Below are 20,851 nucleotides of genomic sequence, written 5' to 3'. Positions count from 1 at the left end.
CGCTTCTCGTCAATTCTGGCGGTTTTTCTCAGAACTTAACGCTGTGGTTTAAATTTTGCCGATGTTCCCGCCTCGGTTGATTTGCGAGCTCGTGGCTTGAGAGTCTAGTTCTTTGTTAGATCACAGGAAATTCCGTAATCTATATTTTATCTATATGGATCCGGCCCTGGCTCCGTGAAGAAATGATTTGGAACCATTAGCTTTGCGCGGTGCAGCATCGTCTCTGTTTTTCGTCGTTGCCACGCGCAACGCCCATTACTCGGCTGACCGCCAACCCTCACACCGCGTCGAACACCACCGTCTGCTCCAGCCCGCCGCCCCGGCGGTTTTCCAGTGTTACCGTGCCTCCGTAGCGCTCGATGATTTCCTTGGCGATGGCGAGGCCAAGACCAGCTCCGGGGATCGATTGCAGGCGGCCGGGGTCGACGCGGAAAAAGGGCTCGAACGCCTTGTTCAGGAGTTCCGGGGGGATGCCCGGCCCATGGTCCGATATGGTCAGCACGGCGCGATTGTCGGCCGCGGCCAGGTCGATGCGGCACGCCTTGCCATGGGTGGCGGCGTTGACGATCAGGTTGCGCAAGGCGCGGCGCAGGCCGAGCGCGCCGGCGCGCACGCAAACCTTTTCGAGGTGCCCGATCGAGACGGCATGGCCGAGCGACACCATCTCGGCTTCGATATCGCGCACCGTCTTTGCCAGGTCCACCGCTTCGACGGCGTCCTGGTTGACCTCTTCGCGCACCAGGCGGATGGCGCTGTCGGCGATGCGATCGAGTTCGTCGAGGTCGTGAAGCCATTTGTCGCGTTCGTCGTCCAGGAATTCGGCGCGCAGCCGCATGCGCGTCATCGGCGTGCGCAGATCATGGCCGGCAGCCGCGACCAGCCGCATGCGGCTTTCCATGGCGGTCCGCAGCCGCGACGAGAGCTGGTTCAGCGCATGCGCGGTGGCCTTGACCTCGGCCGAACCCACTTCCGGCACCGCCGCCAGCACGCCGTCCGATCCGATCTTGGAGACGGCGGCCTCCAGCATTTCGAGCGGTCGGATCAGCACCGAGGTGAAATAGACCGACACCGCCGTGGCGCCGGCGACGATCAGCGAGATCCAGCCGGCCAGAACCAGCCATTCTCGCCGCGGCGGCTTGAGGTGCGGCACCTCAATGATCGCCCATCGGCTGTCCGGCAGGTGCATCGATGCGATCTGGCCGGGTTCGTCCGTCTTCTCGTTGACGACCGCCGGAAAGTCGAGGCCACGCCGGTGCAGGATGTCATTGAGCATCGCCGTTTCCGCACGAGCCACCTTGCCGCCCACCGGATGATCGGCGAATTGAACCCGCAGGACGTCGGGGATCGGCCCCGGCAAGAGCCGCACCACCAGTTCCATCTGTTGGGCAATCCAGGGCACGGTCAGTTCCGGCGGCGGTCCGCCGCCGCGCACGCTGATGACGGCGGCCGTCGCCAGGCCGACGACGCCGACGATCGAGGCGACCAACAGCAGGATGAGACGGCGGCGCAGCGAATTCACGCGTGGCCCTCCACGGTCTCGACACGCGCCGTGAGCTGGTAGCCGCCATTGCGCACGGTCTTGAACAGCGGCCCGTCGCCGGTGTCGGAAAATTTCCGGCGCAGCCGGCTCACCAGCACATCGACCGAGCGTTCGAGCGGATCGCGTTCGCGGCCCTGCGTCAGGTCGAGAAGCTGGTCGCGCGACAAAAGCCGGCCGGGACGGTCGAGAAACACCTGCAAAAGATCGAACTCGGCGCCGGTGAGGTCGACGGCCACGCCTCGCGCATCCGTCACCTTGCGGGTCTCCGGTTCCAGCCTGTAGCTGGCAAAGCGGTAGATGCGCGCGCGCGGCGGCGCGGGCGCCTCCTCGGGCGTCGAGCGCCTGAGCACCGCGCGGATGCGGGCAATGAGCTCACGCGGGTTGAACGGCTTGCCGAGATAGTCGTCGGCGCCGAGTTCCAGGCCGATGATGCGGTCGACATCTTCCTTCAGCGCGGTCAGCAGGATGATCGGGGTGTGCGGCTTGCGGTCGCGCAAACCGCGGCAGATATCGAGCCCCGAGCCGTCCGGCAGCATCACGTCGAGCACGATCAGGTCGAATTGGCCGGAGCCAAGCCGTTGCTCGCATTCGCGCCGGTCCGCCGCCGCCGTGACGCGAAAGCCCTGGCTGTCGAGGTAACGCTGGAGAAGCGTCCTGATCTCGCGGTCGTCGTCGACGACGAGGATATGGGGTTGTGACTGCATGACCGTGCCGTTGCCGATGAATATTGGGACCCGTGATTGCAGGGGCTTGCCGCGATTATAGGAGAGCCGCGCCCGAGCGGCGTGGAAAATTGCAACCGAACGTTTCCGGCGGGCCATGGGAAACATTCGGAAACAAATTGCCCTTTTGCGGAAACCTTCGGCAACACGCCGACGCGAAGCGGACAAAGACGCTTCCTATCCTCTGAACCGTCCGAAGCATGAGAGAAAGGAACATCTTTATGCCAAGCAGACTTCTTGCGCTCGGCCTGTTTTCCGTCGCCGCAATTCACCCCGCGCTGGCGGCGCAGCCCGACCCCGGCGCCGGACCCGGTGAGCCGTCCCCTGTCATGGCCATGCAGGATGGGGCAGGCCACGACCGGAATGGACCCGGCCCGCATGGACCGATGCGACCTGGTTCGCAGGGTTTCGGCCCGCAAGGCTTTGGCCCCCGCCGCATGGGTCCGCCGCCGGAATTCATGCTGGCCGCCCGGCTCGCCGCGCTGGAGACCCGCGTCGGCATCCGCACCGAACAACTCGACGCCTGGCGCGACTACACCAGCGCGCTGCAGGCGGTGCTTTCGCAGCCTCGGCCTGACCGCGGGCGGCCCGTTGGTGCTGAAGCGAAGGACCCCGACGCAGCAGGCCCGGGCGGCAAGCCCGATCCCTTCGCATTCCAGGAAAAGCTGGCCGACGACGTTACCGCCCGCGCGGTTTCGGCCGGCAGACTGAAGGAGGCGATCGCTGAACTGCGCGCCAAGCTGACGCCCGAACAACTCGAACTCCTCGCTTCGGCGGAACGTGCCCATGGATCACCCCCCGGTCCCTGGGGCGGTCCGCCGAACGATGCAGCCGGCCCCAGAGGCCTGCCCAACGATGGCAGGCAGCTCCCGCCCCAGCCCGGGAACGACGAGCAACTCTGACCGACTGCACCGGCCGGCCCGGTACCCAACCCGTTCTCGGGTCGGCCGGTTCTCCGGGGATGGCGGGCGTATCTCCGCCATCCTCGTTTCGATCACGCCCAGTTCGAATCGCGCCAATTCGGAACCATGCCCAATTCGAACCCTGCAATGGAAGCACGACAATGTGGGAAGCCATGATCATGCTGCGGCTGCTCGCGTCCGCCAGCCCGAGGCTCTCGTTCGGTCCTGTCGGGCGAGGCATGCCGCTGGCCCCGCCGGTCGACACGCTGAAGGGCGCGATCCGCCTGAGTTTCGCCGCCTGGCGGTTGTCGCTCCCGCTGTCGCAGCCGCTCGACAACCATGGGCATCATGACCGCAAGATCGCGTGAATTCCGGCAAGGCGCTTGGCATGTCCTCGCTGATCGGCATAATGATGTTGGTGGGCATCGCGGCCGGCTACTCGACCTTCGAGCAGCTCCGGCCGCCGAGAAGGAGCGCGACATGAGCCGCTTCGAAGCATTGCTCGTCGCCGCCCGCAGACCGGCGCGGCCCACCATCAAGATATCGGCCGGCATGCCTCGACCAAGCGGTCGATTGCCCGCGCCCGCAACTCCAGCGAAAGATCATTCAGTCCATGTCTATCCAGCCTAGCCCGTCTTTGCAGCCGGCACGCCGTCTGGCGCCCTGGGCCGCGATGTTCGCATCCGCCTTTCTGCTGGCGGCCTGCTCGCAGGAGAGCAGCGCCCCCGCAGGCATGGGCGCGCCCGGCAAACCGGAAGTCGGCGTCGTCACCCTGCATCTGCAATCGGTGGCGATCACCGCCGAACTGTCGGGACGCACGGCGGCCTCGCTGGTTGCCGAAGTGCGCCCGCAGGTGAACGGCATCATCCAGCAGCGCCTGTTCAAGGAGGGCAGCGAGGTGGCGGCTGGACAGCCGCTCTACCTCATCGATCCGGCGAGCTACAAGGCGTCCTATGACAGCGCGGTCGCCGCACAGCAGAAGGCGGAAGCGGCGGTGCCTACGGCGCAGGCCAAGTTCGACCGCTATGCCGGCCTGTTGAAGCAGAACGTTGTTTCCAAACAGGATTATGACGATGCCGCCGCCACGCTGGCGCAGGCGCAAGCCGATGTCGCCTCGGCCAAGGCCAGTGCCGAGACCGCGCGCATCAGCCTCGACCGGACCTCCATCACGGCACCGATCGCCGGGCGCATCGACAAGTCCACGCTGACGCCGGGCGCGCTGGTGACCGCGAACCAGGACACGGTGCTGACCACCATCCGTGCCCTCGATCCGATCAATGTCGACGTCACGCAGTCGAGCACCAACCTGCTCAATCTGCGGCAGGCGATCTCGGAAGGGCGGCTGAAGTTCAGCGGGCCCAATGTCAGCGTGAAGCTGAAGCTCGAGAACGGCACCATCTACACGCAGACCGGCAAGCTGGAATTCGCCGGCGCCAATGTCGACCAGACCACCGGCACCTTTGCGCTCAGGGCCGAGTTCCCCAATCCGGACCGCCTGCTTCTGCCCGGCATGTATGTGCGGGCACTGGTCGAGGAGGGCGTTGCCCAGAACAGTTTCCTGGTGCCGCAGCGTGCCGTCAGCCGCAACACCAAGGGCGAGGCCACGGCGATGGTCATCAACGCGCAGGGCAAGGTCGAGACGCGCGTGCTCGCCGTGCGCAACAGCGTCGGCAACAACTGGCTGGTGGATTCGGGTGTCGGCGACGGCGACCGCGTCATCGTCGAGGGCATGCAACTGGTGCGCCCCGGCGGCGATGCGACGGGTGTCGAAGTGACGATCGACGAGACGACCGGCGAGGTCAAGGACCGCGGGCAGAGCACGTCCGCCGCACCGGCCGCGTCCAACGCTGCCAAACCGGCGCCTGCCGCCGCGACCGGGAACTGAGCGATGTCACTATTCTTCATCAACCGGCCGATCTTCGCCTGGGTGATCGCCATCGTGATCATGCTGGGCGGCCTTCTGGCACTCACCACGCTGCCGATCTCGCAATATCCGCAGATTGCGCCGACGACAGTCAACATCAGCGCCACCTATCCGGGCGCCGACGCGCAGACGGTCGAGAACTCGGTGACCAAGGTCATCGAGCAAGGCATGACCGGTATCGACAATCTCGACTACATGACGGCGACGTCGACCTCGACCGGTTCGGCCTCGATCACGCTGACCTTCACCACAGCGGCCGATCCCGACACCGCCCAGGTGCAGACGCAAAACAAGCTGCAGCTGGTGCAGTCGCAGCTGCCGCAGGTGGTGCAGAGCAACGGCATCACCGTCTCCAAATCCTCGACCGGCTTCCTGATGGTCATCGGCTTCGTCTCGACCGACGGCAAGATGAACTCGACCGATCTCGCCGACTATGTCGACGCCACCGTCAACGACACGCTGAAGCGCGTCGAGGGTGTCGGCTCGACGCAGCTGTTCGGCTCCGGCTATGCCATGCGCATCTGGCTCGATCCGGACCAGCTCGCCAAATATGCCCTGATGCCGAGCGATGTGGCGACCGCCATCGAGGCGCAGAACACGCAGGTTTCGGCCGGCCAGCTTGGCGGCCTGCCGGCGCGCAAGGGCCAGCAGCTCAATGCCACGGTGACGGCCAAGAGCCGGCTGCAGACCGCCGAACAGTTCCGCAACATCATCCTGAAGAGCCAGACCGATGGCTCTCTGGTCCGCCTCAACGATGTCGCCATCGTCGAGCTCGGCGCCGAAAGCTATACGACGCAGGCCAATTACAATGGCAAGCCGGCGGCCGGCGTCGCCGTCAATTTGGCGACCGGCGCCAACGCCATCAACACCGCCGAAGCGGTGCGTTCGACGATCGCCCGGCTGAGCTCGACCTTCCCGCAAGGGGTCGAGGTCGTCTATCCCTACGACACCTCGCCTTTCGTGCGGCTGTCGATCGAGGAGGTGGTCAAGACGCTGGCCGAAGCGATCGTGCTGGTGTTCCTGGTGATGTTCATCTTCCTGCAGAATTTGCGCGCCACCATCATCCCGACGATCGCCGTGCCGGTGGTGCTGCTCGGCACGTTCGGCGTGCTGTCGCTGTTCGGCTATTCCGTCAACACACTGACCATGTTCGCCATGGTGCTGGCCATCGGCCTCTTGGTCGACGACGCCATCGTCGTCGTCGAGAATGTCGAACGCGTGATGCAGGAGGAAGACCTGTCGCCGAAGGAGGCGACGCGCAAGTCGATGCACGAAATCACCGGAGCGCTGATCGGCATCGCCACGGTGCTTTCGGCCGTGTTCGTGCCGATGGCTTTCTTCGGCGGCTCGACCGGCATCATCTACCGGCAATTCTCGGTGACCATCGTCTCGGCGATGGTGCTGTCCGTGCTGGTCGCCCTTGTGCTGACGCCCGCACTTTGCGCCACCATCCTGCGGCCGCCCAAGGACCACGCGACGCAGACCGGCCCGTTCGGCTGGTTCAACCGTGTCTTCGACCGCGGCACGCTTGCCTACCGCGACGGCTCGCACGGCATCATCAACCGATCCTGGCGCTTCCTCGTCGTGTTCCTGGCCATCGTCGTTGCCGTGGGCTGGATGTTTGCCCGGCTGCCGAGCTCGTTCCTGCCGGAAGAGGACCAGGGCATCCTGATCACCAGCGTGCAGCTGCCGGTCGGCGCGACGCAGGATCGCACGGAGCGCGTGCTGGCAGAAGTGACCGACCATTATCTCAACCAGGAGAAGGACGTCGTCGACGGGGTGTTCACCGCCTCCGGCTTCGGCTTCGGCGGCGCAGGGCAGAATGTCGGCATCGCTTTCGTGCGGCTGAAGGATTTCGACCTGCGCAAATCGCCGGCTTCCGCCGCGCAGGCCATCGCCGGCCGGGCGATGGGCGCGTTTTCGAAGATCAGGGACGCGCAGGTCTACGCGCTCGCGCCTCCCGCCATCCAGGGCTTCGGCAACACCAACGGCTTCGACTTCTACCTGCAGGACGTCAACGGCGCCGGCCATGACGCGCTGATCCAGACGCGCAACCAGCTTCTGGCCCTGGCCGGGCAGAGCAAGGTGCTCGCCAACACAAGGCCCAACGGCCAGGAAGACCAGCCGCAATTCTCGGTCGACATCGACCAGGAGAAGGCCAGCGCGCTGGGCGTCAGCCTGGCCGACATCAACAACACGCTTTCGACCGCCTGGGGCAGCGATTACGTCAACGACTTCATCGATCGCGGGCGGGTGAAACCGGTCTATCTGCAGTCGGACCCGAACTTCCGCATGCAGCCGGACGATTTGGACAAATGGCAGGTCCGCAACGCCAGCGGCGCCATGGTGCCGTTCTCGGCCTTTGCCTCCAGCCACTGGACATTCGGCTCGCCCAGGCTGGAGCGCTACAATGGTTCGGCGGCGGTCGAGATCCAGGGCGCGGCGGCCACGGGGGTCAGCTCGGGTGCCGCCATGGACGAGATCGACAAGCTCGTCGCGCAACTGCCCGCCGGCTATTCGCACGAGTGGACCGGGCTGTCGCACCAGGAGAAGCTTTCCGGCAACCAGGCGCTGTCGCTCTATGCGATCTCAGCGCTGGTCGTGTTCCTGTGCCTGGCCGCACTTTATGAGAGCTGGTCGATCCCGTTCGCGGTCATGCTGTCGGTGCCGATCGGCATCTTCGGCGCGCTGCTGGCGGCCAGCCTGTTCGGCCAGTCCAACGACGTTTATTTCAAGGTCGGCCTTTTGACCACGATCGGTCTCGCCGCCAAGAACGCCATCCTCATCGTCGAGTTCGCCATCGAGCGGCAAGCCGCCGGGATGGGGCTGGTCGAGGCGACGCTGGAGGCGGCGCGACAACGGCTGCGGCCGATCCTGATGACGTCGCTGGCCTTCATCCTGGGTGTGCTGCCGCTGGCGATCGCCAGCGGTGCGGGCTCGGGCGCGCAGAACTCGGTCGGCATCGGCGTGATGGGCGGCATGATCGCGGCGACGGTGATCGGCGTCTTCCTGGTGCCGCTATTGTTCGTCACGGTGCGGCGCATCTTCAAGGGCAGGGCGGCCAAACCAGATACGGGCGAGACGCCGGTGACGGCCACCCAGCAATAAGGAAAACTTCACATGACAGGTTTGGAACGTGGCTCGGTGGCCGCGAGGCGGCTTCTTGCGCCTATGCTCACCGCTGTCCTGCTCGCGGGATGCGTCGTCGGTCCGGATTATCAGACACCGATAATGGCAATGCCGGCGAATTGGAGCGGCCAGAAGCCGACAGAGCCTGCCCAGCCGGCACGACTGTCAAAATGGTGGCAGCGGCTACGCGATCCCGAGCTGAACACGCTTGTCGAGGAAGCGGTTGCCGGCAATCTCGATGTCGCCACCGCCAAGGCAAAAATCCGCGAGGCGCGCGCCAGCTATCGCCAGAGTGCCGGCACATTGCTGCCTTCGGCCGACGGCTCCGGCTCGGCCTCCCGCAACAAGTCGGCCGAGACCACATCAGGCTCTGACGCCACCTACAGCGAGTACCAGGCCGGCTTCGATGCAAGCTGGGAGCTCGACCTGTTCGGCGCCAACCGGAGGGGCGTAGAGGCCGCGCGCTACGGGCTGAACGCCTCGCAGGAGGAACTGCGCTCGACGCTTCTCACCCTGGTCGGCGATGTCGCTTCCTATTATACCCAGGCGCGCGGCTACCAGGCCCGCATCGCGCTCGCCCGTCGTTCGGCCGCGTCGCAAAGACAGACCGCCGAACTTACCCGCACCATGGCGCAGGCGGGCACGGCGACCGCCGCCGATGTCGCCAAGGCGATGGGGCAGGCAGCGAGCACCGAAGCCGCCGTTCCGACGCTGGAGGCAAGTTATACGCAGGCCGTGCATCGTCTCGCGGTGTTGGCCGGCCGGCCGCCTGCCTCGCTCAACGAGCGGCTGAAGCGGGTCGCGCCCATTCCTGCACCGCGCCTGCCGATGCCCACCGGAATTCCCGCCGACCTCCTGCTATCGCGGCCCGATTTGCGCATGGCGGAGCGCCAATATGCGCAATATACCGCCAAGATCGGCCAGGCCGAAGCCGCCCGCTATCCCTCGGTCAGCTTGACGGGAGACATCAGCACGGCGGCGCTGAAGCTTGGCGATCTCGGCAAGAATTCGTCGATCGGCTGGTCGTTCGGGCCGACGCTGAGTGTGCCGCTGTTCAATGCCGGCCAATTGCAGGCGGCCGTCGAGGTCGCCAAGGCGCAACGCGATCAGTATTTCATCGCTTACCGGTCTTCGGTGCTGACGGCGCTCGAGGATGTCGAGAACGCGCTGGTGCTGTTGTCGCAGGAGCGCATCCGGATCGGCAAGCTCGCCTCGTCCGCGAAGTCCTATGGCGAGGCGGCAAGTCTCGAAGGCACGCTCTACAAGGCCGGCGAGACAAGCCTCCTCGACGTGCTCGACGCCCAGCGCTCGCTCTATTCGGCCGAGGACTCGCTGCTGCAAAGCCGCGTCCTGCTGGCGACCAACTACATCGCCCTCAACAAGGCGCTCGGCGGCGGCTGGGATGGCGCGGTCGACAGCGCCAAGCCGGAGATCGTCGACGTCAAGGCCGGTCCACGGCTGGCGTCGAAGCCGGCCTCCTGAGGCGCTCTCAGGCAGCGGCGTCAATTCGGCAGACACGCCGCCATCGCCGATGCGGGGCGTGAAAATGCGGACTCCATGTTTGGCGATGGCGGGGTGATCGCATCGCTGTTATTGATGGTGCCCACACAGCACAGGCGCCGCAGATGACATCCGATACACAGAAGGCCGAAGCGGTCGGGCAGCTGCTCGAAACGCCGGACCTTGCCAGCGCGCTCGAAAGCGAACAGTTCAAGAAGTTCCTCGACCAGGTGCCGATCGCCATTGCCGTCTCGGACCTGGGTTCGAAGGAGCGTGTCGTCTATGCCAATCCGGAATTCGAGAAACTGTCCGGCCTCAAGGCGGCGATGCTCGCTCGCCAACACTGGGCGGCGCTTTCCGGCACCGGCCTGCACAAGCAGAAGGACCGGCCGCTGTTCGAGGCCGTGGTCGAGGACACTGATTTCATCGGCACGTTCCGGCTGGAGCGGAAGGAAGGCCAACCGACTATCGTCGACGTCTATTCCAACGTCATCGAGGACGACAATGGCAAGGCCTGCTTCCGGCTGGTGGCGCTGGTCGACGTTTCGGCCCATGGCGAAACCGAAGATGCGCGATCGATCGACGAGCGCATCCGTGAGAAGGACACGCTGCTGCGTGAACTGCAGCACCGGGTGAAGAACAATCTGCAGATGATCACCGCGCTGATCCGGATGGAGACGCGCAACGCGGCCGAACCGGACCAGAAGCGTTTCGAGAGGCTGGCGGGGCGCGTCGATGCGCTGGCGATCCTCTACCAGACGCTGTCGGGGGACGATGGCAAGGATGAGGTCGATCTTGGTGTCTATCTCAGCCAGATCGCGTCGGCGGTCATGAACTCGCATGCGGTCGAGGGCATCCGCCTCGACATGAAGGTCGACACCTATCCGGTGTCGATCAATGTCGCCATGCCGACCGGGCTGGTGGTGAACGAACTTTTGACCAATGCGCTCAAACATGCCTTCCAGGGACGTGACGGCGGCACGATCACGCTGCACAGCATCGTTGACGGCGATGGCTGCCGCATCGTGATCGCCGATGACGGCATTGGCCTGCCGGACGGCGAGAGCTGGCCCAAGCGCGGCAAACTCGGCGCGCTGATCGCCCGCTCGCTGACCGAGAATGCCAAGGCGGAGTTCGACGTGACGTCGAGCGCCGGCGAGGGCACGCGGGTGACCATCCTGTTCAAGCGCTCGGCTGCCACCGCCCCTTAGCGCGCGGGAGCCAAGCGGCATAGGTGGCCGTCTCCGCTTGGCTGATCTTCGACCTACTCAGGCCGGCCTTGCCTTCCCCGCTATCTCCCTTCGCGTCAATGCCCCTACTCCAGCGGCAGGGGAGGGTGAAACCCAGGTGCATCGACGCCAGTCGCAAGCCGCGCTTTGCCGTGCTTGACAGGCTTAATTAATTTATTAACATTAGAAAATAATAGGGAGGAAGAATGGGCGCGCACCACGGAGCGATCCTGCGAATCCTGCGCGACGACGGTCCGCAGTCGCGCGCCGAACTGGCGCGGCGCACCTCGCTGTCGCCCACCGCCCTGACCCATCTGACGGCCCATCTCCTGCGGGAAGGCACCGTGGTCGAGCTCAACCAGGCCACTGCCGGCGATGCACCCGTCGGCCGGCCGGCGATCGGCGTCGCGCTGGTGCCCGACGCCCTGTCCGTGGTTGGCGTGCACATTGGCGCGGGAACGATCGACGCGACCATCACCGACCTCAGGGCCGCCTCGAAAGCCATGGCCTCGCAGCATTTCGACACCGCCACCAGCGAACCCGCCGCGGTGATCGGCATGGTGGTGCGGATCGTCGAGCAATTGATCAAGAAGACCGGAGTCGACCGTTCGCGCCTGATCGGCCTGGGGCTCGGCGTGCCGGGACCGGTGGACACCAAGCGCCGCCGCAACCTGCAGTCGGTCAATTACGACTGGAAGGATGTGCCGTTCGCCGACGAGCTCGAAACGGCGCTGCGCATGCCGGTGGTGGTCGAGCACAATGTCAGCGCGATGGCGCTGGCGGAATCGCGCTACGGCATCGGGCGCGACACGACCGCGCTGCTCTACATCTATCTGCGCACCGGCCTCGGCGCCGGCCTGGTGATCAACGGCATGCCGTTCCGTCCCGGTGGCTACGGGGCCGTCGAGCTCGGTCATGTCCAGGTGGTCGAGGATGGCGAGCGTTGTGCCTGCGGCAATGTGGGCTGCCTGGAGACATTCCTGTCCGAACGCGCGCTGGCCCGCGCCGCCCATATCGACACGCCTCATCCTAGGCGCCTGCTGGCCGCCGTGGAGAAATATCCCGACGTCTGGAACGCGGCGCTCCGGCATCTGACGACGGCCATAGCGACGGCGACCAATTTGCTCAATCCCGACCTGATCGTCTTTGGCGGTCACCTGGCCGAAGCCCCGGAAAGCTTCATCGATCATATAAGGCGGGGCGTTCCGCCACGCGTCCTGCCGCCGATGCGCGACGTGCTGCGGGTCGAGCGGTCGAGCCTCGGTCCAGGTGCCGGCGCCATCGGTGCTGCTGCGGCGGCGCTCGACCATTTTTTCTATTCGGGGGTGTCGCGATGAGCGAAGCGTCGAAGACGACACGCTCCGGCGGCGGCTCGAACGAGGATCGGGGTATCGACTATCGCGGTCTCGCGCTCAATCTCTGCGGTCTCGTCGCCGGCATCGCCATCTGGTGGGTGTTGACGGCGGGCGGCGCGGTGGGCCTGCCGCCACCGCCACAGGTTGCGTCCAGGTTTATCGATCTGATCGCAAACGGGCAGCTCGCCACCGACATCATGTCGAGCCTTGCTCGGGTGATGACCGGCTTTCTCCTCGGCGTCATCCTGGCGATCCCGGTCGGCTTCGTCATGGGCTGGTACAAGGTCGCGCGCTCGCTTATCGAGCCGTATCTGCAGTTCTTCCGCATGATCCCGCCGCTGGCCATCATTCCGCTGGCGATCGTAACGATGGGCATCGACGAGACGCCAAAGATCTTCGTCATCTTCCTGGCCTCCTTCCTGGCCAGCGTCGTCGCCACCCGTCAGGGCGTCATCAGCGTCGACAAGACGATGATCAACGCCGCGCGCGTGCTCGGCGCCAAGGACATGACCATCTTCCTGCGCGTCATCATTCCCGCATCGACGCCGTTCATCCTGGTCGGCGTGCGCATCGGCCTCGGCTCGGCCTGGGCGACGCTGGTGGCCGCCGAACTGATCGCCGCGCAGACCGGCCTCGGTTTCCGCATGCAGCAGGCGCAACTCTACTACGACCTGCCGACCATCTTCGTCAGCCTGATCACCATCGGCCTTCTCGGCCTTGCCATGGATCGCATCCTTTTGGTGATCGAGCGCCGGCTGACCGTCTGGCAGGAGCGCGTGTGATGCCGCCCAAGATCGTCTTCGACAAGGTCACGCGCCGGTTCGACCTCAAGGACAATGCCTTCGTCGCGCTTGACCGGCTGTCGCTCGACATCGCCGACGGCGAATTCGTCACCGTCGTCGGTCCGTCCGGCTGCGGTAAGTCGACCGCGCTCAACATCGCGGCCGGCCTGCTGAAGCCGAGCGAGGGCACCGTGCTGGTCGATGGCAAGGCGGTCGAAGGGCCGGGTCCGGAGCGCGGCATGATCTTCCAGCAATACGCGCTGTTTCCCTGGCTCACCGTACGCCAGAACGTCGAGTTCGGGCTGCGCATCAAGGGCGAGGAAGCTTCGCGCCGCCGGCAGATCGCCGAGCGTTTCATCGATCTCGTCGGCCTTGGCGACTTCGCCGACGCGCTGCCGAAGACGCTTTCGGGCGGCATGAAGCAGCGTTGCGCGATCGCCCGGGCCTATGCGGTCGATCCCTCGATCCTTTTGATGGACGAGCCCTTCGGGGCGCTCGACGCACTGACCCGCGTGCAGCTCCAGGACCAGTTGCTCGACACCTGGAGCCGGGAGCGGCGCACCGTGATGTTCATCACCCACGATGTCGACGAGGCGGTCTACCTCGCCAACCGCGTCATCGTCATGGCGGCGCGGCCCGGCAGGCTGCAGGAGATCATCGACGTCGGCCTGCCTTACCCAAGAACCGAGGAAATCCGGCTTTCGGCGGAGTTCATGAGCATCCGCAACCGCGTCTGGCAAGCCGTTTACCACCAGTAACAGTGACAGGAGGAGAGTATGGTGACACTGACAAGACGTAACCTCATCGCATCATCGGCGGCACTTGCCGCGTTCGCTGCCTCTGGCATCCGTGCCGGAGCGGCGGGAACGGCGGCACGCATCGGCTACAACGGCGATTTCTGGGGCGCCAGCGTTGCCGGGGTCGCGGCCGACCAGGGCTTCTATGCCAAGCACGGCGTCGATGCCGATATCAAGGTCTTCACCAATGGCCCCATCCAGGTCCAGGCACTTGGCGCCAACAGCCTGGAATTCGGCTATCTCGGACCGGGCGCGCTGTGGCTGCCGGCGAGCGGCAAGGCCAAGATCATCGCCGTCAACGATGTCGGCTTCTCGGACCGGGTGATCGCCCAAGCCGGCATCACGTCCATCGCCGGCCTCAAGGGCAAGAAGGTCGCGATCGCGGCCGGCACCTCGGGCGACATGCTGTTGCGGCTGGCGCTGCGCAAGGCCGGTATGGCGATGACCGACCTCGACATCGTGCAGATGGACCCGAGCACCATCGTGGCGGCCTTCGCCTCCAAGCAGGTCGACGCGGCCGGCATCTGGTATCCGTTCGTCGGCATCATCCAGAAGAGCGTTCCCGATCTGATGGAGCTGGCCAAGAACGACGACTTCTATCCGCAGACCACATTTCCGAGCGTCTTCATTGCCCGCAACGATTTGGTCGAGGGCAATCCCGATCTCGTCCGCAACGTGGTGCGCGCCATCAAGGACGCGCAGGATTTTCGTGCCGCCAACCAGGACAAGACGATCGAGATCACCTCCAAGCTGCTCGGCATTCCGGCCGACCAGTTGAAGACGGAGGCCGGCTATGGCCGCTTCATGACCTCGGCCGAACTGATCAAGCTGACCAAGGACGGCACCGTGAACGGCTGGTTCTCGACGATGAACGACCTGTTCAAGACCTTCGGCAAGCTCGAGACCTCGCTCGATCCCAAGGACTATTATCTGGGCGATCAATACATTTCGGCCTGACGGCCATCTTGAAATCGCCCCTTGCAAACCGCAAGCCCCGGCAGCGAATCGGGGCCTGTTTCCTGACAATCACAGCAGCGACGAGCCATCCATGAACGTTCTCTATATCGACATCGACAGCCTCAGGCGCGACCACCTCGGCTGCTACGGCTATCATCGCAACACCTCTCCCGTCATCGACAGCCTTGCCGGCGACGGCATCCGCTTCGAGAACGTCTATGTGTCCGATGTGCCTTGCCATCCGTCGCGCACGGCGCTGTGGAGCGGCCGCCACGGAATGCGGACCGGCGTGGTCGGCCATGGCGGCACCGCCTGCGAGCCGTTCCGCGAAGGCGCCGAGCGAGCCTGGGCCGGCACCTTCTACGAGGAAGGCTGGATGCGGGCGCTGCGCGATCTCGGCTACCACACCACGACCATCAGCAGTTTTGGCGAACGGCATGGCTGCTGGCATTGGTATGCCGGCTTCAACGAGATCATCAATCCGGGCAAGGCCGGCATGGAGAACGCCGACGAGGTTTCGGGCCTGGCGATCGACTGGCTGAAGCGCAATGGCTCGGCAAAAAAATGGTTCCTGCACGTCAATGTCTGGGACCCACACACGCCCTATCGCGCGCCGGACGCTTTCGGCGACCCCTTCGCCGACCAGCCGCTTCCCGACTGGATGACCAGGGCGGTATTCGAGAAGAGCCATGCCGGCTACGGCCCGCACAGCCCGCAGGAACCCTCGGGCTTCGACGTCGAGCCGGGCGGATCGAAATACCGGCGCATGCCGTCGCCGATCAGCGACATGGACACCGTCAAGGCCTGGTTCGACGGCTACGACACCGGCGTGCTCTATGCCGATCATCATGTCGGTCTCATCGTCGAGGAGTTGAAGCGGCAAGGCCTGTTCGACGACACGATCATCGTCATCGGCGCCGATCATGGCGAAAACCTCGGCGAGCTCAACGTCTGGGGTGATCATCAGACGGCCGACGAATTCACCTGCAACGTGCCGCTGGTCATCCGCTGGCCCGGCGCCGAGGACATGCGCGGCGTCAATGGCGGCCTTCATTATCATTTCGACTGGGCCGCCACGCTGATCGATCGGCTCGGCGGCAACGTTCCGGCGCTGTGGGACGGGCGCTCCTTCGCGCCGGCGCTTGTCGCGAAGGAGGAAGGTGGCCGCGATTTCCTGGTGCTGAGCCAGGGTGCGTGGGCAGTGCAGCGCGGCGTGCGGTTCCGGCTCGGCGGGGCCGACTGGCTGATGCTGCGCACCTATCATGACGGCTACAAGGATTTCGGCCCGGTCAGCCTGTTCAATCTGAGTGAGGATCCGCATGAGCAGCATGATCTCTCAGGCTCCCGAAGCGATGTGGTCGATCATGCCAGCCGGCTGCTCGAGGACTGGCGCAGCGCCATGGCCATCCGCAGCGACAGCGATGTCGACCCGCTGGTGACGGTGATCCGGGAAGGCGGGCCGTTCCATTGCCTTGGCGAGTTGCCGGGCTATCTCGAAAGACTGCGCCGGACCGGCCGCACCGATGCGGCAGCGGCCCTCGAGCAGCGCCACCCGGCACCGCCGCCACGGCGCAAATCGCTGAACTGACCGGCCGGCGGCACTTGGCCGTGCCCTAGCAGCCAGTTGCCGCTGCCTCACGACAGGCCGGCCGGTTCGCCCTATCTCCATGCCGCCGGTCGGGTTTGGACCCGGCGATATGGAGGATGGGATCACGTGACATCGACGCCGATTGCCCGTCGCGAAGCGGCGCCCTTGCCTGTCGCGGCACTGATGGGCGCCATGGTGTCGATCCAGATCGGCGCCACCTTCGCCAAAGGCCTGTTCCCGCAGATCGGCGCGCAAGGCACGACGACACTCAGGCTGGTCATCGGTGCGCTGATGCTGATCGCGGTGCTGCGGCCCTGGCAGATGCGGCCCTCGCGTGCCACCATGCCGTGGCTGGTCGCTTATGGGGTGACGCTCGCCGCCCTCAACCTCCTGTTCTACGCAGCGCTGGCCAGGATTCCGCTCGGCATCGCGGTGGCGCTGGAGTTTACCGGCCCGCTTCTGGTGGCGACCTTGACTTCGCGGCGCGCCAGCGACTTTGCCTGGATCGCGCTGGCGGTGGCCGGCATCCTGCTGTTGTCGCCCTTCGTTCGTTCCCTCGCGCCGCTTGATCCGATCGGGGTGATGCTGGCGCTGGCGGCCGGCGGCTTCTGGGCGCTCTACATCGTGCTGGCCCAGAAGGCCGGCGCGGAGCTTGGCACCCGCACCACCGCCTACGGCATGGCCATCGCCGCCGTGCTGGTGCTGCCCTTCGGTGTCGCCCAGGCGGGATCCGCGCTGCTGGCGCCGTCGATCCTGGTCAGCGCGCTGCTCGTCGGCCTGTTTTCCAGCGCATTGCCGTTCTTCCTGGAGATGGTGGCGCTGACCTGCATGCCGGCGCGCATCTACGGCACGCTGACCTGCCTGGAGCCTGGGCTGGGTGCACTGGCCGGCTTCCTGTTCCTGCATGAAAGCCTGACCGCGACGCAACTGGCCGGGATCGCTGCCGTTGTTGTCGCCGCCTTCGGCACGGCGCTGACATCACGGCCGCCGGTTCCATCGCCGGAGTAGGGGAACGATTCGTCGGCACTGGGTATTTTCGAGTAATCCGAAATTCAGCCAGCCAGATCCGCGAAATCAGGCCAATCCTTGTCCAGGACGGCACTGAAATTGTCGCCTGGCGCACAAGTATTTCCGGCTCTGGACAGACCGTGATCTGGTCCAATACGGTGCGTGTCGAAATGAAGACGCGATTGTAGAAAAGGCCGGTCGTCCCTTGCAAAAGAACGTCTTCTCATCGGCGGATCTGCCGCCGCATCTGGATCATCGCGCACGCTTCGCGCTCTGGCAGGACATCCATGTCGCCGAGATATGGTCGGTCGAATACACGATTTCGGAAAGACTGTCGTTCGAAGCCGCGATCGAAGCCACCGCTGTCGGGTCGCTTGTGCTTGGGCAGATGGCCGGGACGATACGTCATGCCAGCCGCAAGGCGGGCGATATTGCCGCCGACGGTCGCGACGGCTATCTGCTGCTGGTCAACAATGGCGATACGGTGCTCAGCGGCACGCAGATTGGCCGCGATTATCACGTCGGCAAAGGCGAGGCCGCCCTGGTCTCGGCTTCGGAAGCGTTGCAGATGACCGGCGGTGACAGCAATGTCTGGGCCAATGTGGTGCTTCCCCGTGCCGTGCTGGAAAATGCCTTCGCTCATATAGAGGATCGGCTGGCGTTGACCGTCGGCGCCGACAATGAGGCGCTCGGCATGCTCAAGCGCTATTGCAGCTTCCTGGAAGCAGGCCCGGCCCTGGTCTCGCCCGACCTCATCGGCCACGCCACCGAAACCATCGTCGACCTGATCGGCCTGGCGACCGGCGCCAAGGGCGAAGCGGCCGAACTGGCGGGCCTGCGCGGTCTGCGCGCGGCAAGGCTGCAGGCCATACTGCAGAAGATGCGGGACAATTTCGCCGATCCCGCCATTTCGGCGCAGGGCGTTGCCGGGCAATTGCGGCTCTCGGTCCGCTATGTCCATGACCTGCTGCAGGAAACCGGGGTGAGCTTTGCCGAGCGCATTCTCGAACTGCGCTTGCAGAGGGCGCATCGGATGCTGTCCGACAGGCGCAACGACCGCATGCGGATCAGCGAGATCGCGCTGCTCAGCGGTTTTTCCGACGTGTCCTATTTCAACCGCTGCTTCCGCCGCCGCTTCGGCTCGACGCCGGGCAGCGCCAGATAGTTTCCGACAGCCACCGAATGCACGGCGCGCCGATCGACTGAGGCTGAAAAGCCACACCGACCGGGAAAGCGCCGTGGTGCTTTCCCCGACAATTCGGGTGCGGCCCAGCCCAAGACGCGGCCGGCGGACAATGCAACACCGGATTTCTCGACAACAGCTGGTCCTCCGCTGGCATCCGCGGCGGCGACCACGACAATTTTGGGGCGGCAGACAACAATGAAAATTCTTCTTCTCGCAATGGCCTTCATTCTCGCGCCGCTCGGTGCGGCGTGTGCGGCTGATATCAATGAGGTTTCGCCTGTTGCATCCGGCTACGACTGGTCCGGACTCTATGCCGGCGTCGACATCGGCTACGCGGCCGGAAAATCCAATCTGTTCATCGCCGGCGGCGGACTGGGCGGGGCCACCGATCTCAATGTCTCCACCGATCCGAACGGATTTATCGGCGGTGTCCATATCGGCGCCAATTACCAGATGGAGAACAGCTTCGTGATCGGCGCCGAGGCCGACATCATGTACAGCAATATAGATGGGCTGACGGCCCTCGACGCCGGCGGCGGCGGCGTCACCACGTTGCTCAAGAGCGAACTCAAATGGTCCGGGTCGGCGCGGCTGCGGGCCGGCTATGCTTTCGATCGGACCTTGCCCTACATCACCGCCGGCGTCGCCGCGGCCAAGTATGAACTGATTGCGGTCAGCGCCGGTGGCCCTGCCGCCGAAGTAACGCTCCACAGCGACAGCCATGTCGGCTGGACCGTTGGCGCCGGCATCGAGCACGCCTTCACCGACAGGTGGATCGCTCGAGCTGAGTATCGCTACTCGGACTTCGGCAGCCAGGACCTCTCGGTGGCCGCCGGCCTGCCCACGGAAACCCATGTCGACCTCCAGACACAGGATATCCGGGTCGGGCTCAGCTACAAGTTCTGATCCGCTGAAGCTGCTGATCTCCCCCTTGAGGGGGGTGAGGAGTGGTCCGCGCAGCGGACGGAAAGCCAATCGCTTGGCTTTCCGAACGACGAACGCCTGGAACGAAAGCGAAGGGCCGGGTCCGGCAGGCCAGAGGGGGCGGTCCGGCTGGGCTCGGCCTGCTGTTGCGGATGACGTTGGCGCTTTACGCGCGGCGACCCCCTCTGTCGTCTCCGTGGCGCTTTGTTCTTGATCTCACGGTTAGTGGCACGCGAATAGGCGTCGAGCGGAGCCGCAGGGTCAGCGCCGGGCGAGGGGGGACGGCACAGACATCGGCGATCCTTGATGCTTGTCCATGAAATCCGCGAAGTCCAGAAGGATGCGGGCCGCGGAGCTCATGAACCGGGCAAGTTCCTTATTGTTTGTCTTGTCGTAGATAGACCCTGCCGAGGAAGGCCGGCTCGCCGGAGCGCCGACCGCCCAATGAGCCTGCCACCAGCACGACAAGCGTCAGCAAGTACGGCAAAGTCATCATGAGATAGACAGGAACGTCGGCGCCTATGGCTTGTAGTCTAGGCACAAGCGCATCCGCGCTTCCGAAAAGAAGCGCACCCCAGAGAGCTCGAGCCGCGTTCCAGCGCGAAAAGATGACGAGCGCAACGGCAATCCAGCCGCGCGACGCGACCATTCCCTCCACCCAGACATGACTTGTGGCGACTGAGAGATAGGCTCCGGCGAGACCACAAAACAGCCCGGACGCCAGGACAGCCCCGAACTGAACCAGTTGCACGTCGATACCCGCGACATCCGCGGCGGCCGGGTTTTCCCCGACGGACCTCAACCTGAGGCCATGTCGGCTTTTGGAAAGCCACCACCAGAGCGCGCCGACCAGGGTCGGCAGCGCCAGCGTAACCGGGTCCTGCACCGCGAAAATGCGGCCGAATGCCGAACCGCGGTCTATCCCGAAGAGGTCGCCAAGTGTGGAAATGCCAGAAAAGGTCTTCTGCACGTAGGGTCGCCCCACGACCCCGGTGATGCCCAGTCCGATTGCGACGACGGCTAGGCCGGCGAGCGTATGATTGGCGCGCAAGGCGACTGTCGATATTCCAAACAGCAGAGCGAGAGCCATCGCGGCCGCTGAGCCGGCGGCAAGACCAACCCAAGGATCGGCTCCGGAAAGCACCGTCATCGCGCCGGTCATGGCACTGATCGCCATGAGCCCTTCCGCTCCAAGATTGAGAACGCCGGCTCTTTCGCAGATAATGAGGCCGAGGCTCGCCAGCAGCAACGGTGCCGCATAGCTCGGAATGATGGCAATCCAGCCGATCAGAAAATCCATGCAACTGT

17 protein-coding genes are annotated in these 20,851 nt (G+C 64.9%); 14 read left to right on the top strand and 3 right to left on the bottom strand.

The window, feature by feature from the left end; all coding sequences use genetic code 11:
- Nucleotides 1-277 precede the first annotated feature (277 nt).
- The gene (locus tag AC0L2D_RS03750) at nt 278-1,519 is read right to left on the bottom strand and encodes an ATP-binding protein (RefSeq protein WP_473540385.1); all 1,242 of its coding nucleotides are present in this window, start codon (nt 1,517-1,519) and stop codon (nt 278-280) included.
- Entirely contained in the window at nt 1,516-2,244 is a 729-nt protein-coding gene (locus tag AC0L2D_RS03745; protein WP_473540384.1) for a response regulator, read from the bottom strand. The genes AC0L2D_RS03750 and AC0L2D_RS03745 overlap by 4 nt, the downstream gene beginning before the upstream one ends.
- Before the next feature lie 239 nt (nt 2,245-2,483).
- Here AC0L2D_RS03745 and AC0L2D_RS03740 point away from each other — a divergent pair, with 239 nt between their 5' ends.
- The 14 genes from AC0L2D_RS03740 to AC0L2D_RS03675 all read left to right on the top strand — a co-directional run bounded on the left by AC0L2D_RS03740 (nt 2,484) and on the right by AC0L2D_RS03675 (nt 19,525).
- Nucleotides 2,484-3,164, top strand: coding sequence for a hypothetical protein (locus tag AC0L2D_RS03740; RefSeq protein WP_473540383.1), 681 nt, complete (start codon nt 2,484-2,486; stop codon nt 3,162-3,164).
- A gap of 161 nt (nt 3,165-3,325) precedes the next feature.
- Entirely contained in the window at nt 3,326-3,532 is a 207-nt protein-coding gene (locus AC0L2D_RS03735; protein WP_024501678.1) for a hypothetical protein, read from the top strand.
- 245 nt (nt 3,533-3,777) lie between these two features.
- Complete coding sequence (locus AC0L2D_RS03730) at nt 3,778-5,049, top strand: efflux RND transporter periplasmic adaptor subunit (protein ID WP_473540382.1); 1,272 nt, start codon at nt 3,778-3,780, stop codon at nt 5,047-5,049.
- Between the two features lie 3 nt (nt 5,050-5,052).
- Nucleotides 5,053-8,196, top strand: coding sequence for an efflux RND transporter permease subunit (locus AC0L2D_RS03725; RefSeq protein WP_473540381.1), 3,144 nt, complete (start codon nt 5,053-5,055; stop codon nt 8,194-8,196).
- A 12-nt stretch (nt 8,197-8,208) separates the two neighbouring features.
- Nucleotides 8,209-9,699 carry an efflux transporter outer membrane subunit gene (locus AC0L2D_RS03720; protein WP_473540380.1) on the top strand — a complete coding sequence of 497 codons (1,491 nt, stop codon included), beginning with the start codon at nt 8,209-8,211 and terminating at the stop codon, nt 9,697-9,699.
- 143 nt (nt 9,700-9,842) lie between these two features.
- On the top strand, nt 9,843-10,928 hold the full coding sequence (locus tag AC0L2D_RS03715) for a sensor histidine kinase (RefSeq protein WP_063168598.1): 1,086 nt from the start codon (nt 9,843-9,845) through the stop codon (nt 10,926-10,928).
- Between the two features lie 224 nt (nt 10,929-11,152).
- Entirely contained in the window at nt 11,153-12,283 is a 1,131-nt protein-coding gene (locus tag AC0L2D_RS03710) for an ROK family transcriptional regulator (RefSeq protein ID WP_027160785.1), read from the top strand.
- Nucleotides 12,280-13,083 carry an ABC transporter permease gene (locus tag AC0L2D_RS03705; protein ID WP_473540379.1) on the top strand — a complete coding sequence of 268 codons (804 nt, stop codon included), beginning with the start codon at nt 12,280-12,282 and terminating at the stop codon, nt 13,081-13,083. The genes AC0L2D_RS03710 and AC0L2D_RS03705 overlap by 4 nt, the downstream gene beginning before the upstream one ends.
- Entirely contained in the window at nt 13,083-13,841 is a 759-nt protein-coding gene (locus AC0L2D_RS03700) for an ABC transporter ATP-binding protein (RefSeq protein WP_063168597.1), read from the top strand. Before AC0L2D_RS03705 ends, AC0L2D_RS03700 begins: the two co-directional genes overlap by 1 nt.
- Before the next feature lie 27 nt (nt 13,842-13,868).
- The gene (locus tag AC0L2D_RS03695) at nt 13,869-14,837 is read left to right on the top strand and encodes an aliphatic sulfonate ABC transporter substrate-binding protein (RefSeq protein ID WP_473540579.1); all 969 of its coding nucleotides are present in this window, start codon (nt 13,869-13,871) and stop codon (nt 14,835-14,837) included.
- Between the two features lie 91 nt (nt 14,838-14,928).
- Nucleotides 14,929-16,425, top strand: a complete 1,497-nt coding sequence (locus AC0L2D_RS03690; RefSeq protein WP_127367345.1) for a sulfatase — start codon at nt 14,929-14,931, stop codon at nt 16,423-16,425.
- A gap of 126 nt (nt 16,426-16,551) precedes the next feature.
- Nucleotides 16,552-17,433, top strand: coding sequence for an EamA family transporter (locus AC0L2D_RS03685; RefSeq protein ID WP_473540378.1), 882 nt, complete (start codon nt 16,552-16,554; stop codon nt 17,431-17,433).
- 205 nt (nt 17,434-17,638) lie between these two features.
- Nucleotides 17,639-18,598 carry an AraC family transcriptional regulator gene (locus tag AC0L2D_RS03680; protein ID WP_473540377.1) on the top strand — a complete coding sequence of 320 codons (960 nt, stop codon included), beginning with the start codon at nt 17,639-17,641 and terminating at the stop codon, nt 18,596-18,598.
- Between the two features lie 216 nt (nt 18,599-18,814).
- Entirely contained in the window at nt 18,815-19,525 is a 711-nt protein-coding gene (locus tag AC0L2D_RS03675) for an outer membrane protein (protein ID WP_473540376.1), read from the top strand.
- A 394-nt stretch (nt 19,526-19,919) separates the two neighbouring features.
- Here the strand turns inward: AC0L2D_RS03675 and AC0L2D_RS03670 are convergent, their stop codons facing one another.
- Nucleotides 19,920-20,843, bottom strand: coding sequence for an ABC transporter permease (locus tag AC0L2D_RS03670; protein WP_064993944.1), 924 nt, complete (start codon nt 20,841-20,843; stop codon nt 19,920-19,922).
- Nucleotides 20,844-20,851: the final 8 nt, after the last annotated feature.

The organism is Mesorhizobium sp. WSM4833 (genome assembly GCF_055811095.1).
Note: the sequence above shows the minus strand (reverse complement) of the source record. Positions and strands in the feature narration are given on the sequence as shown.

Excerpts from the sequence above, each read along its gene's own strand:
- AC0L2D_RS03670 (WP_064993944.1), bottom strand. The coding sequence starts at position 20,843 with ATGGATTTTCTGATCGGCTGGATTGCCATCATTCCGAGCTATGCGGCA.
- AC0L2D_RS03715 (WP_063168598.1), top strand. The coding sequence starts at position 9,843 with ATGACATCCGATACACAGAAGGCCGAAGCGGTCGGGCAGCTGCTCGAA.
- AC0L2D_RS03700 (WP_063168597.1), top strand. The coding sequence starts at position 13,083 with ATGCCGCCCAAGATCGTCTTCGACAAGGTCACGCGCCGGTTCGACCTC.
- AC0L2D_RS03705 (WP_473540379.1), top strand. The coding sequence starts at position 12,280 with ATGAGCGAAGCGTCGAAGACGACACGCTCCGGCGGCGGCTCGAACGAG.
- AC0L2D_RS03720 (WP_473540380.1), top strand. The coding sequence starts at position 8,209 with ATGACAGGTTTGGAACGTGGCTCGGTGGCCGCGAGGCGGCTTCTTGCG.
- AC0L2D_RS03740 (WP_473540383.1), top strand. The coding sequence starts at position 2,484 with ATGCCAAGCAGACTTCTTGCGCTCGGCCTGTTTTCCGTCGCCGCAATT.
- AC0L2D_RS03730 (WP_473540382.1), top strand. The coding sequence starts at position 3,778 with ATGTCTATCCAGCCTAGCCCGTCTTTGCAGCCGGCACGCCGTCTGGCG.
- AC0L2D_RS03690 (WP_127367345.1), top strand. The coding sequence starts at position 14,929 with ATGAACGTTCTCTATATCGACATCGACAGCCTCAGGCGCGACCACCTC.
- AC0L2D_RS03675 (WP_473540376.1), top strand. The coding sequence starts at position 18,815 with ATGAAAATTCTTCTTCTCGCAATGGCCTTCATTCTCGCGCCGCTCGGT.
- AC0L2D_RS03735 (WP_024501678.1), top strand. The coding sequence starts at position 3,326 with ATGTGGGAAGCCATGATCATGCTGCGGCTGCTCGCGTCCGCCAGCCCG.
- AC0L2D_RS03710 (WP_027160785.1), top strand. The coding sequence starts at position 11,153 with ATGGGCGCGCACCACGGAGCGATCCTGCGAATCCTGCGCGACGACGGT.
- AC0L2D_RS03745 (WP_473540384.1), bottom strand. The coding sequence starts at position 2,244 with ATGCAGTCACAACCCCATATCCTCGTCGTCGACGACGACCGCGAGATC.
- AC0L2D_RS03725 (WP_473540381.1), top strand. The coding sequence starts at position 5,053 with ATGTCACTATTCTTCATCAACCGGCCGATCTTCGCCTGGGTGATCGCC.